The sequence below is a fragment of the Mycobacterium sp. 23 genome (assembly GCF_048287075.1).
GTDB classification, from domain to species: domain Bacteria; phylum Actinomycetota; class Actinomycetes; order Mycobacteriales; family Mycobacteriaceae; genus Mycobacterium; species Mycobacterium gordonae_B.
The window spans coordinates 4986046-4998805 of sequence record NZ_JBLVUX010000005.1; the positions used below are offsets into that span (position 1 = coordinate 4986046).

The window sequence follows — 12760 nt, forward strand, 5'->3', positions numbered from 1 at the left end:
TCCTGTGGCGACCAGTGACGTCGAACTGGACCGGGTGCGCAGGGTGCACCGGTTGCGCTCCTACCGGATCGCCTCCGTGCTGCGAGTCGGGGTCGTGGCGCTGATGATCGCCGCCATGCTCATCGGCACGCGGCGCTCTGAGTGGGCGCAGCAAAGTGTCCTGATCGCCCTCTACGCCGGGATCGCGGTGTGCTCGTTGGTGTTGGCGTTTGCGCCATCACGCGCCTGGATCGGCATGGGACCGCTGGTAGGGATGCGCCGACTGGAACCCTTCGCGTTCACCGCCATCGACGTGATCGCGTTGACGGGCTACCAGATGCTGTCCACCGACGGGATCTATCCGCTGCTGATCATGACTCTGCTGCCGGTGCTGGTGGGCCTGGACGTGTCGACCCGGCGGGCCGCGGTGGTGCTCGCCTTCACCCTGGTCGGTTTTGCGCTGGCGGTGGTCGAGGACCCGGTGATGGTCAGGGCGATCGGCTGGCCCGAGGCCGTCTTTCGGTTCGCCCTGTATGCGTTCCTGTGCGGTACCGCGCTGGTCGTGGTGCGCATCGAGGAGCGCCACGCGCACTCGGTCGCCGGTCTCAGCGCGTTGCGTGAAGAGTTGTTGGCGCAGACCATGACTGCCTCCGAAGTGCTGCAGCGCCGCATCTCGGAGTCCATTCACGACGGGCCGCTGCAGGATGTGCTGGCCGCGCGCCAGGAGCTCATCGAACTGGAGCTCGACCACCCAGATGACGAGCGGGTGAGCCGGGCTTTGGCGGGACTGCAGAGCGCGTCGGAGCGGTTGCGGCACGCCACGTTCGAGCTACATCCGGCCGTGCTGGAAGAGGTCGGGCTGGGGGCTGCGGTGGAACAGTTGGCCGCGTTCACCGCCAAGCGCTCGGGGATCAAGGTGACCACCGACATCGACTACCCGATACGCAACGCGATCGACCCGATCGTGTTCGGTGTGGTGCGCGAACTGTTGTCCAACGTGGTGCATCACTCCCGGGCCGAGAACGCCTCGGTGACCCTCGGTATCACCGACGAGATGTGCGTGCTGACCGTCGGCGACGACGGGGTGGGGGTCAATGGCGACACGATGGCGCGGCGGCTGGGGGAGGGGCACATCGGCCTGGCTTCGCACCGCGCCCGCGTGGACGCCGCGGGCGGCACCTTCGTCTTCCTCGATGCACCCACCGGGACGCACGTATGCGTCGAGGTGCCGCTCAAGGCTTGACGGACTCGCCTTCGCAAAAGTTTCGAGCGGCCGCGTACCCGGCCCGGTACCCGAAAACCATTGCCGGACCCAGGGTTCCACCGGCGCCGCCGTAGGCCCGTCCAGTCACCCCGCCCATCGCGTTGCCCGCGGCGAACAGGCCGGGAATCGGTTGGCCGCCGACATGCAACACCCGGCCGTCGGGGTCGGTCCGCGGACCGCCCTTGGTTCCCATCGACCCCACGCACACGGGCACCGCGTAGAAGGGGGCGGTATCGATGGGCCCCAACGTCTTTCCGGCCAGGGTAGTGGCGCGGTCATCACCCCAGTAGCCGTCGTACGCACTGGAGCCCCGCCCGAAGTCCGGGTCTGCGCCCGCGGCGACGTTGCGGTTCCACCGCTCGATCGTGCGTGCCAGCCCGGCGGCGTCGATGCCGGTCTTGGCGCTCAGCTCAGCGAGATCGGCCGACTCGCAGAACCATTCCGGCACCGGCTCTCCCGGCGCGATGCCCAGAAATCCGTAGCTGTGCAGGTGAATCGAGTCGAAAACCATCCACGCGCGGTCGTTGACGTAGCCGCCGCGGGGATCGAGGTAATGGAAGGCGCCGGCCATCGAGTTGTACTCGCCGGCCTCGTTGACGAACCGCCGGCCGGCCCGGTTGACGATGATGCTGCGCGGGCGGGTGCGTTCCAGTCGCACACTGCGGCTGCGTTGTCGACCCTCGATGGTGTCGCCGGGGATGCGCACGATGGGTACCCACCAGGCCTCGCCCATGTTTGACAGGTCGGCGCCCAAAGCCATCGCCATGCGCAGACCGTCGCCGGTGTTGTTCGGCGGTGAAACGGCACCGTGCATGGGCCCGCGCAGAAAAGCCTTGATCAGCAATGGATCCCACTCGAACCCACCGGTGCCCAGGATGACGCCGCGGCGCGCACGCACATCCATGCTCAGTTCGGGGCCGGCGATCCGCACGCCGGTGACGGCTCCGTCGTCCACGATGAGTTCGGTGGCCCGGGAGTTGGGGCACGGTGCCACCCCCACGTCCAGCAGGCCCTTGAGCAGACCGGCGATCAGCGCGGTGCCGGCCACGCACAGGTCGCCGGAATGCTCCACGTCGGCGTGCAGGCGGGCCCTGGTTTCGGCGTCGAACCCGACGTTGGACCAGTCGGCGGGGAACGCGGTGATGCGGGTGGCCCATTCGCCGATCCGGCTCAGATCGAATGGCGCCGCACTCAGTGAACGGCCGCCGGACGGTTGGCCGCCGGGCAGTTCGGGCTGGTAGTCGGGAAAGCCGTCGGCGATCTCGAAGCGCACACCGCTGTACTTCTCCACAAAGTCGAGCATCGACGGCCCGGTCCGCACGAACGTCTCCACCAGGGCGTCGTCCATCGAGCCGAAAGACTGTGCGCGCAAATACCGCAACGCATCCTCAGCTGTCAATTCCCCTGCCGGAGAACGGTTGTGGGCCGGAATCCAGGCGATCCCGCCGGACACCGCGGTCGTCCCGCCGATGGTCCCGGACTTCTCGAACACGCCGACCGTGGCACCCGCGATCGCGGCGGTCAGCGCAGCCGTCAGGCCGGCGCCGCCGCTGCCGAGCACGACGACATCGTATTCGTGGTCCCAGAACCGGTTTTCACCCTGCGGCATGCCTGCGAGTCCTTTCAGCTCAGCAGCGCGGACAGCTGCTCCGCGGCGCTGATGACCGCGTCCTTGCCGCGCATCACCACGTCTTCGCGGTGGGAGATCAGATTGATGCAGGTCGGTGGCGCCGGCGCTGGACGACGGACCGGCACCGCCAGGCCGTACGTGTTCGGCTCGATCTCGCCGTGAGTGGTGACCCAACCGCGCCGACGCGCCGCGCTGACCAGATCTCGCTCGCCCGGGCGGGGCGGCATGTTCGCCAGCAGCGCGATTCCCGCCGCGCCCCGGTCCAGCGGGTAGCGGCTGCCTTCGTGGAAGGCGAGCTGATAGGCGACCTGGGTCGGCACGATCACCGCGATCGCCACCTGCTCGTCGCCTTCGGCGATCAGCAGCGACACCGTGGTGCCGAGTTCGTCGGCCAGTGAGCGAAGCGTGGGTAGGCAGAGTTGCCGGACGTTGTGGTCGAACGACGCGCCGAGTGCCGCCAGCCCGGCGGCCGGACGAAAGCGGCCGTCCTCGCCCTTGGCGACCAGCCGAAACTCCGCCAGGGTAGCCAGCAATCGATATGCGATCGTGCGGTGCACCCCGACCTGATCGGCGACTTCCTGCATGGTCAGCCCACCGGAGGAGGATGCCACCAACTGCAGGGCCGTGAGGCCTCTGGCCAGCGTCTGGGAACCCGTCACGGCCTTGACAGACCTTTCGGCGAGAGCGAAGCTCTATATATAACGCACATTAGTGTGCGATATTAGCACACACAAGATGCCGAAAACGAGAACCGCATTTTCGCCGGAAGGAACCGTGACCGAGTTCGAAAGCGTGTGGAGCGATCTGCAGGGGGTGGCGTTCTCCCAGGGTTACCTGACGGCCGGCGGCGTCCGCACCCGCTATCTGCAGGCGGGCGACCCGAGTCAGCCGGTGCTGATCCTGCTGCACGGTTCGGGTGGCCACGCGGAGGCCTACGTACGCAACCTCGCCGCCCACGCCGAGCATTTCTGGACCTGGTCGATCGACATGCTCGGGCACGGGTACACCGACAAGCCGGGGCACCCGCTGGAGATCCGCCACTATGTCGAACACCTGATGGCGGTGGTCCGCACGATCGGGGCCGAGCGCATCCACCTGAGTGGAGAGTCGCTGGGCGGCTGGGTAGCCGCCCGCGCCGCCATCGACCATCCGGACGTCATCGACCGGTTGGTCCTCAACACCGCGGGCGGCTCGCAGGCGGACCCGGAAGTGATGAAGCGAATCATCACGCTGTCCATGGCAGCCGCTGAGGACCCGGCCTGGGAGACCGTGCAGGCGCGCATCAAATGGTTGATGGCGGACAAATCGAAGGATTACGACGACCTGGTCGCCAGCCGGCAGCGCATCTACCGGCAGCCGGGTTTCGTTGCGGCGATGCGCGACATCATGGCACTGCAAGATCCGCAGATCCGGGCGCGAAACCTGTTGGGGCCGAGGGAGTACGGATCCATCACCGCGCCCACGCTGGTGTTGTGGACCAGCGACGATCCCACCGCCGACGTGCCCGAGGGGCGCCGCATGGCGTCGATGATCCCCGGCGCCCGATTCGAGGTGATGCCGGGCTGCGGTCACTGGCCGCAGTACGAGGACGCCAAGACGTTCAACCGCCTGCATCTCGACTTTCTGCTGGGCCGCTGATGACCGGGCACGGGACTGACGTCGACGTACTCGTCGTCGGCGCCGGGCCGGTCGGTCTGACCCTGGCCAATATCCTTGGCCTGCAGGGTGTCCGGACCCTGGTGGCCGAGGAACGCGCGACACTGATCGACTACCCACGCGGGGTGGGCCTCGATGACGAGGGTCTGCGCACATTCCAATCCATCGGTCTGGTGGAACAGGTTCTGCCGCACACCGTCCCGAACCAGATCCTGCGGTTCTACGACGCGAAGCGGCGAGTGCTGGCCGAAATGGCGCCGCCGGACGCGCAATTCGGCTGGCCCAAGCGCAACGGGTTCGTGCAGCCGTTGGTGGACGCCGAGTTGTTGCGCGGCCTGGACCGGTTCGCCCACGTCCAGGTGCGGTGGAACAGCCCGATGGTCCGGTGTGCGCAGGGCGGTGACGGGGTGCGTGCCGAGTTGGGCGGTGCGGACCCGGTGCCGGTGCGGGCACGGTACGTCGTCGGTTGCGACGGCGGGCGCAGCGTCACCCGCGGCGTGATGGGCGTGTCTTTCGACGGCACCACGTCGCCGACCAGATGGCTGGTCGTCGACATCGCCAACGACCCGCTGGGTCACCCGAACAGCGAAGTGGGGGCCGACCCGGAACGCCCGTACGCCTCCATCTCGATCGCCCACGGAATCCGGCGGTTCGAGTTCATGATTCACGCCGACGAGACCGACGAGCAGGCCGAGGACCCGGCGTTCCTGCGCCGGATGCTGGCGCGCATGGTGCCCTATCCCGATCGGGTCGAGGTCATCCGCCGCCGGGTCTACACCCACCATTCGAGGATCGCCGGCAACTTCCGCAGTGGCCGGATGCTGCTCGCCGGGGATGCGGCGCACCTGATGCCGGTGTGGCAGGGACAGGGCTACAACAGCGGCATCCGCGATGCCGCCAATCTCGGCTGGAAGTTGTCCGCGGTGCTCCGGGGCCGGGCAGCTGAGCCGTTGTTGGACAGCTACGACGTGGAGCGGCGCAAGCACGCCCGAGCGATGATCGACCTGTCCACCATGGTGGGCCGGGTCATCTCGCCGACCAATCGCCGCGTCGCCAGGGCGCGTGACGCGGTGATCCGGTCGGCGTCGATTGTGCCGTCGCTCAAGCGGTATGTGCTGGAAATGAGGTTCAAGCCGATGCCTCGTTACGAGCACGGCGCGGTGGCGCATCCGGCCGGTGTGCCCCCGCGGCCGGGTTCGCCGACCGGCACTCTGTTCATTCAGCCTCGTGTCGACACCCGGACGCAGCGCGACGTCCTGCTCGACGATGTGCTGGGCAACTGGTTCGCCGTGCTGTGCTGGAACAACAACCCACGCAAGATCCTCGGCGAGGCCGCGTTCGCAGACTGGAAAGGCTTGGGAGCGCGCTTCATTGCGCTACGACCGTTGACACAGCTGGGGTGGACCGGGCAGGACGACGCCGACGTGGTGGTCGTCGGTGACCGCGGTGGGCACCTCAAAGCCTGGTTCGATCACCACGAAGAGTCGGTGGTGTTCCTGCGGCCCGATCGGTGTATCGCCGGTGCCTGCATTGCGCAGCGCTCCGCCGAGTTGAGCGCCGCCCTGATCGATGCGCTCTCGCTGACGCCGCGAGGGGGTGAATCGGACAGTGCCACTGGCTCTTTGCTGTATGTCCCACAGCCCGCTGCTGAATCTACCGGGGCCGCCGCGGAATCTGCTTGACGACGTCGAGGCCGGGATTTCGCGGGCCCGGGATTTCGTCTCCGCCTTCGATCCCGAGCTGGTGGTCATCTTTTCCCCGGACCACTACAACGGATTCTTCTACAAGGTGATGCCACCGTTCTGTATCGGCCTGCAGGCCGACGGGGTCGGTGATTACGGCACCTATGCCGGCCCGTTGCCCGTCGCGCAGGACATCGCCGGGCAGTGCGTGCAGGCCGTGCTGGATGCCGGCGTCGACGTGGCGGTATCGGCGAGCATGGACGTCGACCATGGCACGGTGCAGCCGCTGGAGAAGCTCTTCGGTTGTGCCACCGCACTTCCCGTGATCCCGGTCTTCATCAACGCCGTGGCGGAGCCGCTGGGCCCGCTGCGCCGGTGCCGGGCCCTGGGTGCCGCGGTAGGCAGTTTCGTTGCCGCCCTGGACAAGAGGGTGCTGGTGCTCGGATCGGGCGGGCTGTCGCACAGCCCTCCGGTGCCCACCCTCGCGACCGCGGCCGCGGCGCAGTTGCGGCGCATCGTGCACGGTGAGCCCCTGAGTGCCGAACAGCGTCAGGCCCGGCAGGCCCAGGTGATCGAGGTGGCCAGGAGCTTCGCCGGTGGTGCCGGCGATCTGCAACCCCTCAACCCCGCGTGGGACCAGCGCTTCCTCGACATCGTCGATACCGGTCATCTTGCCGATCTCGATGGCTGGTCGAACACGTTCGTGACGCGTGAGGGCGGCAGTTCGGCGCATGAAATCCGCACCTGGATCGCGGCTTTCGCGGCACTGGCAACGGCCGGAAGCTACCGGACCACGGTGCGCTACTACCGGCAGGCCGCCGACTTGATCGCCGGATTCGCCATTCGGACGGCGGAGACGATCGAATGACGTCGGTCGATGACTTCGATCACCTGGTGGACGTGTTGATCGTCGGTTCCGGCGGCGGTGGCATGACGGCGGCGCTGACCGCGGCGGCACACGGACTGGACGCGCTGGTGATCGAGAAGTCGCCACAGTTCGGGGGTTCCACCGCCCTGTCCGGCGGCGGAATCTGGGTGCCCGGTGCCCCCGCGCAGCGCCGGGCGGGCTATTCGCGGTCGCCGGAGGAAGTTGTCCGCTACCTGCGGCAGATCACCGAGGGCCTGGTCAGTGACGCGCGGATCCGCCAATACGTCGAATCGGCGCCGCGGATGCTGGAGTTCCTGGAAGGACTCAGCCCATGGCTCCAATTCGTCTGGAAGCCAGGCTATGCCGACTACTACCCGGAGCTGCCGGGTGGATCCGAACTCGGCAGCACCATCAACGTGCCGCCGATCGACCTACGGCAACTCGGTGACGACGAGCCCCACCTGCTGCAACCGCTGGCATTGGCACCCAAGGGGATATGGCTGGGGCCCAGGGAGTTGCGTTCCTTCTACCTGATCCGGCAGTCCTGGGCCGGCAAAGTGGTTCTGGTCAAGTTGCTTTCGCGGATGGTGCGGGCGCGGGTGTTCGGCGAGCGGATCGCCGCCATCGGACAGTCGTTGGCCGCGCGGCTGCGGCTGGCGATGAAGGAGCGCGGCATCCCACTGTGGCTGGACACGCCGTTGAGTGAGCTGCTGACCGGCTCCGACGGATCGGTGACCGGTGCCCGGGTGCACCGCGCCGGCAAGCCGGTGCGGATCGGGTCGCGCGGCGGGGTCATCCTCGCCTCCGGCGGTTTCGACCATGACATGGCCTGGCGCAAAGAGCACCAACCGGTGGTGGACCAGGACTGGAGCTTCGGCAACCCGGCCGCAATGGGGGACGGCATCCGCGCCGGGCAGCAGGTCGGCGCCGCCGCGGATCTGCTCGACGAGGCGTGGTGGTTTCCCGCCATCCAATGGCCGGACGGGCGAATGCAATTCATGCTCAACGAGCGGATGATGCCCTCGCAGTTCATCGTCAACGGGGACGGCAGGCGGTTCATCAACGAAGCGGCGCCGTACATGGATTTCGGTCACGCCATGATCGAGGGCCACAAGACCGGGGTCACGCACATCCCGTGCTGGCTCATCACCGATCACCGGTCCTTCAACCGCTACGTCGTCGGCGGGCATCTGCCGATACCGAAGATTCCCGGCGCGCCGGTGCCCACCGGACGCAAGGTCCCGAAAGCGTGGCTGCAATCCGGCGTCGTCAAAGCGGCCTGCGGCTGGGAGGAATTGGCGACCAAGATCGATGTTCCGGCAGCACAACTGCGGGCCACCGCGACCCGCTTCAACGAACTGGCCCGCGCCGGGCACGACGACGACTTCAACCGTGGCGACAGCGTCTACGACAACTACTACGGCGACCCCACGCTGCCCAACCCCAACCTGTATCCGCTGGGCGACCCTCCCTATTACGCCTTCCGCATCGTGCCGGGCGACCTCGGCACGTCCGGCGGCCTGCGCACCGACGAGTTCGCCCGGGTGCTGCGATCCGATGACACCGTCGTGCCCGGTCTCTACGCGGTGGGTAACACCGCGGCACCGGTCATGGGACGCAGCTACGCCGGCGCCGGGGCGACCATCGGCCCCGCCATGACCTTCGGCTTCGTCGCCGCCAAACACGCAGCCGCACAGACCCTTAACTCTCCTAGGAGGTAACGATGAAGATTTCCCTGTTCTACGAGTTCGCCCTGCCCAGGCCCTGGGTCCCCGACGACGAGCGGCAAATGCTGCAAGACTGCCTGGACGAGGTCGAAGCCGCCGACAAGGCCGGCTTCTCCACCGTCTGGCTCACCGAGCATCACTTTCTCGAGGAGTACTGCCACTCCACGGCGCCGGAGATGTTCCTGGCCGCGGCGAGCCAGCGCACCGAGGACATCCGGCTGGGCTTCGGCATCATGCACCTGCCGCCGGTCGTCAACCACCCCGCCCGGGTTGCCGAACGCATCGCCACCCTGGACCTGATCTCCAACGGCCGAGTCGAATTCGGCACGGGTGAGTCCTCCTCGGTCGGTGAACTCGGCGGCTTCAACATCGACCCCGCCGACAAGCGCGCGCAGTGGGAGGAGGCGCTGGAGGTCTCCATTCGCTGCATGGTCGAAGAGCCCTTCACCGGCTTCAAAGGCGAACACATCGAAATGCCGGCCCGCAACGTCATCCCCAAGCCGCTGCAGAAGCCCCACCCGCCGGTCTGGGTCGCCTGCACACGACCCGCCAGTGTGCAGATGGCGGCCCAGAAATGCATCGGCGCATTGAGTTTCGCCTACACCGGACCCGGACCCCTGGCCGAGCGGGTGAATGGCTACTACAAGGAATTGGAAGAGAACGGAGTCCCGGTGACCCCGCAGATCAACCCCAACATCCTGGCCATCGGCGGTGACCTGTCGATGATGGTCGCCAAAACAGATGACCTGGCGCTACAGCGCCTCGGCAAGGGCGGCGGATTCTTCTCCTTCGGCATCATGCACTACTACATGACCGGGGTGCACACACCCGGACGCACCGGGGTGTGGGACCGCTATCTCGAGGAGGTGGACAAGGACCCGACGCTGGCCTACGGTCCGGGGCGCGGCGCGATCGGATCACCGGCCACCGTGCGAGAGTTCCTGCGTGGCTACGAGGAGAGCGGCGTCGACGAGATCATCCTGCTGCTCAACCCGCGCAGTCACGAGGGCACCATGGAATCCATCGAGTTGATGGGCAAAGAGGTACTGCCCGAATTCATCGAGCGTGACGAGAAAGCGGTGGCCGAGAAGGCCGCGAGACTGGCGCCGGTGATCGAGAAGGTGGAGGCGCGCCGGCCCGAGTCGACGATTCCGCCGTTCGACGAAAACTACTCGTTCGGCGGGTTGCCGACCGGGCGCGGCGGTAAGTTCACCGCCAGTGAGATCCCCGAGGCCATGGCCGAGATCAACGAAGGCCGGGTTCAGGCGGCGCAGCGGTTGAAGGAGCAGCAGGCCAAGTGACACCGAAGACCTGCTGACCGGTGGCGCGTATCGAGGAGTTGTGGCGCTACGACGGTCGCCGTGCCGTGGTGACCGGTTGTGCGTCGGGCATCGGCGCCCAGGTCGCGCAGCAGCTCAGCGAGCTCGGCGCGCAGGTGATAGGGCTGGACCGCTCACCAGCTCTAGGAGTCAACGACTTTCGTCAGGTTGATCTGTCCGACCGGGCATCGATCGACCGGGCTGCTGCGTCGATCGAGGGGCCGGTCGACGCGCTGTTCAACCTCGCCGGCGTCTCCTCGGGGATCGGCGACCCGCTACTGGTGGTCACTATCAACTTTCTGGGATTGCGGCATCTCACCGAGGCCGTGATACCGCGGATGCCTGCGGGTTCGTCGATAGTGAGCGTGTCGTCACTGGCGGCGGCGTCATACCGGGAGCATGGGCAGCAGGTTGCCCCGTTGCTGCGCACCGCGACGATGCACGAGGGGGTGCGTTGGTGCGAAAGCCATCTCGACACGCTGGGCAACGGCTACCAACTGTCCAAGGAAGCGATCATCCTCTACACCATGTCCAGCGTCGTCGAACTCGGTAAGCGGGGCATCCGAATCAACTGCACCGGACCCGGGGTCACCGAGACCCCGATCCTCGACCAGCTGCGCACCGCGTACGGACCGTCCTACCTCGACGGCATCGCCAAGCCGCTGGGGCGGGTCTGCGAGGCGGCCGAGCAGGCCGCGGTGCTGGTGTTCCTCAACAGCAGGGCGGCCAGCTACATTTCCGGTCAGGTCGTGTGGGTGGACGGCGGAAACGTGGGTGCCACCATCGCCGCTGAACTGGAGGAGGGACGGGCCTGATGGCTGACATGACCGACTTCCGGCGGGCCGCAGAGGATCTCAGCAACTGGGGCAGATGGGGTCCGGGCGACGAGCTGGGCACCCTGAACTTCATCACCCCGGAGAAGGTCCGCCGGGCGGCCGGCCTGGTCCGGCACGGCAAAGTCTTCCCACTCGGCGTGGACTTCGGTTCGTCCGGTCCGCAGGGCGCTTTCGGGTTCCGGCACAATCCCATTCACGTGATGACGGTCGACGGAGGCGACGCGCATTCGCTGGCGCAGTACGGGCCCGGGTGGGACAAGAATCCCACCGCCGCGCAGCTGAGCGGTTACCTGGCCGACAACCCGTTCCGGTTCAACGACGACATGGTCATCATGCCCCTGCAGGCCGCCACTCAGTGGGATGCGCTGTCCCACGTGTATTACGAGGACCAGCTCTACAACGGCTTCCCGGCGGATTCGGTGACCAGCCTGGGCGCGTTCCATTGCGGTATCGACAAGGTCGACGTCAAGGGCATCACCTCGCGCGGGGTGTTGTTGGACCTGGTGCGCCACCGCGGCGCCGAAGTGTTTCTCGAACACGGAAACCCGATCATGCCGGCGGAATTGGACGACGTGGCCCGGGCGCAGGGCGTGCAGATCGAGAGCGGCGACATCGTCCTCATCCGAACCGGCTGGTGGACAAGGTTTCTGATGACCGGTGACAAGATGGAACCGTACTCCGGACTGGACTGGCGCTGCGCGCACTGGCTCCACGACAACGAGGTGGCCGCGGTGGCCGCCGACAACCTGCAGGTCGAGGATCCGGTGTCCGGAGTCGAGGGATTGTTCCTACCTTTCCATCTGCTGTGCCTGCGCGATATGGGGTTGATGCTTGGCGAGTACTGGGATCTGACCGCGCTGGCCGAAGACTGCGCGGCCGACGGTGTGTACGAATTCCAGCTCGTCGCGCCGCCACTGAGATTCACCGGTGCCGTCGGCTCTCCGGTGAACCCGATCGCGATCAAGTGATGGACGTGCGTCGCAGGATCGTCGAGATCGACGGTCTGGCAACGAGTTATCTGGAGGCCGGCCACGGCGATCCCCTGGTGCTGCTGCACGGTGGCGAGTTCGGCGCCAGCGCCGAGCTGGGTTGGGAACGCAATATAGGCGCACTGGCCGCGCGTCACCGGGTGCTGGCGCCGGATCAGCTCGGCTTCGGGCAGTCGGCCAAAGTCATGGATTTCGTCAACAGCCGCGCGATGCGGATCCGGCACGTGGCACGGTTCTGCCAGGTGCTCGGCATCGACTCGGCCCACTTCGCCGGGAACTCCATGGGCGCCATCAACCTGCTCAGCGACGCCACCTCAGCGGCGCCGGTGCTACCGGTGCGCAGCATGGCAATTATCTGCGGCGGCGGCGAGATTCAGCAGAATCATTACTTCGAGGCGCTGCAGCAGTACGACGCCACGCTGCCCGCCATGCGCAACATCGTCGAAGCGCTGTTCTATGACCCCGCCTACCCGGCCGATGAGGACTACGTGTGGCGCCGATTCGAATCGAGCACCGCGCCGGGTGCCTGGGAGGCGGTGGCGGCAGCGCGCTTCCGGCGTCCGAACGCACCGCCACCCGCGGCGCCGGCTGCTACCCGGGCCTATGAGCGGATCCAGGTGCCGACGCTGGTAGTCGAGGGGCGCGGCGACAAGCTGCTGCCGCCGGGATGGGCTGCCGAGATCGCCGGTCAGATAGACGGCGGGCGGTCGGTGGTCATCGACGACGCGGGGCACTGCCCGCAGATCGAGCAGGCGCCGGCGGTCAACGAGTTGCTGCTCGAGTTCTTCGGCACTAGTTGTGGACGGTAGC

General features: G+C 67.1%; 11 protein-coding genes. 9 read left to right on the forward strand and 2 right to left on the reverse strand.

The features are described from left to right. Positions 1 to 4 precede the first annotated feature (4 nt). Positions 5 to 1222 (forward strand): sensor histidine kinase, encoded by a 1218-nt coding sequence (locus ACNQS7_RS24285; RefSeq protein WP_418014535.1) that lies wholly within the window; start codon positions 5 to 7, stop codon positions 1220 to 1222. Here the strand turns inward: ACNQS7_RS24285 and ACNQS7_RS24290 are convergent. After that, positions 1212 to 2852 carry an FAD-dependent oxidoreductase gene (locus ACNQS7_RS24290; RefSeq protein ID WP_418014536.1) on the reverse strand — a complete coding sequence of 547 codons (1641 nt, stop codon included), beginning with the start codon at positions 2850 to 2852 and terminating at the stop codon, positions 1212 to 1214. The two genes, ACNQS7_RS24285 and ACNQS7_RS24290, sit on opposite strands and share 11 nt — an antisense overlap. 14 nt (positions 2853 to 2866) lie before the next feature. Then, a complete protein-coding gene (locus ACNQS7_RS24295) occupies positions 2867 to 3532 on the reverse strand; it encodes an IclR family transcriptional regulator (protein WP_418014537.1) in 666 nt (221 codons plus the stop codon). Between the two features lie 115 nt (positions 3533 to 3647). Here ACNQS7_RS24295 and ACNQS7_RS24300 point away from each other — a divergent pair, with 115 nt between their 5' ends. Genes ACNQS7_RS24300 through ACNQS7_RS24335 form a run of 8 tightly spaced genes read left to right on the forward strand, consistent with a single transcriptional unit; the run spans position 3648 to position 12759 of the window. Further along, on the forward strand, positions 3648 to 4511 hold the full coding sequence (locus tag ACNQS7_RS24300) for an alpha/beta fold hydrolase (RefSeq protein WP_418014539.1): 864 nt from the start codon (positions 3648 to 3650) through the stop codon (positions 4509 to 4511). Continuing rightward, positions 4511 to 6211, forward strand: coding sequence for a bifunctional 3-(3-hydroxy-phenyl)propionate/3-hydroxycinnamic acid hydroxylase (locus ACNQS7_RS24305; RefSeq protein WP_418014540.1), 1701 nt, complete (start codon positions 4511 to 4513; stop codon positions 6209 to 6211). Before ACNQS7_RS24300 ends, ACNQS7_RS24305 begins: the two co-directional genes overlap by 1 nt. Continuing rightward, the gene (locus tag ACNQS7_RS24310; RefSeq protein ID WP_418014541.1) at positions 6159 to 7079 is read left to right on the forward strand and encodes a 3-carboxyethylcatechol 2,3-dioxygenase; all 921 of its coding nucleotides are present in this window, start codon (positions 6159 to 6161) and stop codon (positions 7077 to 7079) included. The genes ACNQS7_RS24305 and ACNQS7_RS24310 overlap by 53 nt, the downstream gene beginning before the upstream one ends. Next, entirely contained in the window at positions 7076 to 8800 is a 1725-nt protein-coding gene (locus ACNQS7_RS24315; RefSeq protein WP_418014542.1) for an FAD-binding protein, read from the forward strand. Before ACNQS7_RS24310 ends, ACNQS7_RS24315 begins: the two co-directional genes overlap by 4 nt. A 2-nt stretch (positions 8801 to 8802) precedes the next feature. Further along, a complete protein-coding gene (locus ACNQS7_RS24320; protein ID WP_418014543.1) occupies positions 8803 to 10107 on the forward strand; it encodes an LLM class flavin-dependent oxidoreductase in 1305 nt (434 codons plus the stop codon). Between the two features lie 20 nt (positions 10108 to 10127). Next, positions 10128 to 10940 (forward strand): coniferyl-alcohol dehydrogenase, encoded by an 813-nt coding sequence (locus ACNQS7_RS24325; protein WP_418014544.1) that lies wholly within the window; start codon positions 10128 to 10130, stop codon positions 10938 to 10940. Further along, positions 10940 to 11929, forward strand: a complete 990-nt coding sequence (locus ACNQS7_RS24330; RefSeq protein WP_418014545.1) for a cyclase family protein — start codon at positions 10940 to 10942, stop codon at positions 11927 to 11929. The genes ACNQS7_RS24325 and ACNQS7_RS24330 overlap by 1 nt, the downstream gene beginning before the upstream one ends. Then, positions 11929 to 12759, forward strand: a complete 831-nt coding sequence (locus tag ACNQS7_RS24335) for an alpha/beta fold hydrolase (RefSeq protein WP_418014546.1) — start codon at positions 11929 to 11931, stop codon at positions 12757 to 12759. Before ACNQS7_RS24330 ends, ACNQS7_RS24335 begins: the two co-directional genes overlap by 1 nt. Position 12760: the final 1 nt, after the last annotated feature.

Bases quoted from the DNA above. Each gene is read 5' to 3' on its own strand.
- ACNQS7_RS24335 (WP_418014546.1), top strand. From the start codon at position 11,929: ATGGACGTGCGTCGCAGGATCGTCGAGATCGACGGTCTGGCAACGAGT.
- ACNQS7_RS24315 (WP_418014542.1), top strand. From the start codon at position 7,076: ATGACGTCGGTCGATGACTTCGATCACCTGGTGGACGTGTTGATCGTC.
- ACNQS7_RS24310 (WP_418014541.1), top strand. From the start codon at position 6,159: ATGTCCCACAGCCCGCTGCTGAATCTACCGGGGCCGCCGCGGAATCTG.
- ACNQS7_RS24320 (WP_418014543.1), top strand. From the start codon at position 8,803: ATGAAGATTTCCCTGTTCTACGAGTTCGCCCTGCCCAGGCCCTGGGTC.
- ACNQS7_RS24290 (WP_418014536.1), bottom strand. From the start codon at position 2,852: ATGCCGCAGGGTGAAAACCGGTTCTGGGACCACGAATACGATGTCGTC.
- ACNQS7_RS24305 (WP_418014540.1), top strand. From the start codon at position 4,511: ATGACCGGGCACGGGACTGACGTCGACGTACTCGTCGTCGGCGCCGGG.
- ACNQS7_RS24330 (WP_418014545.1), top strand. From the start codon at position 10,940: ATGGCTGACATGACCGACTTCCGGCGGGCCGCAGAGGATCTCAGCAAC.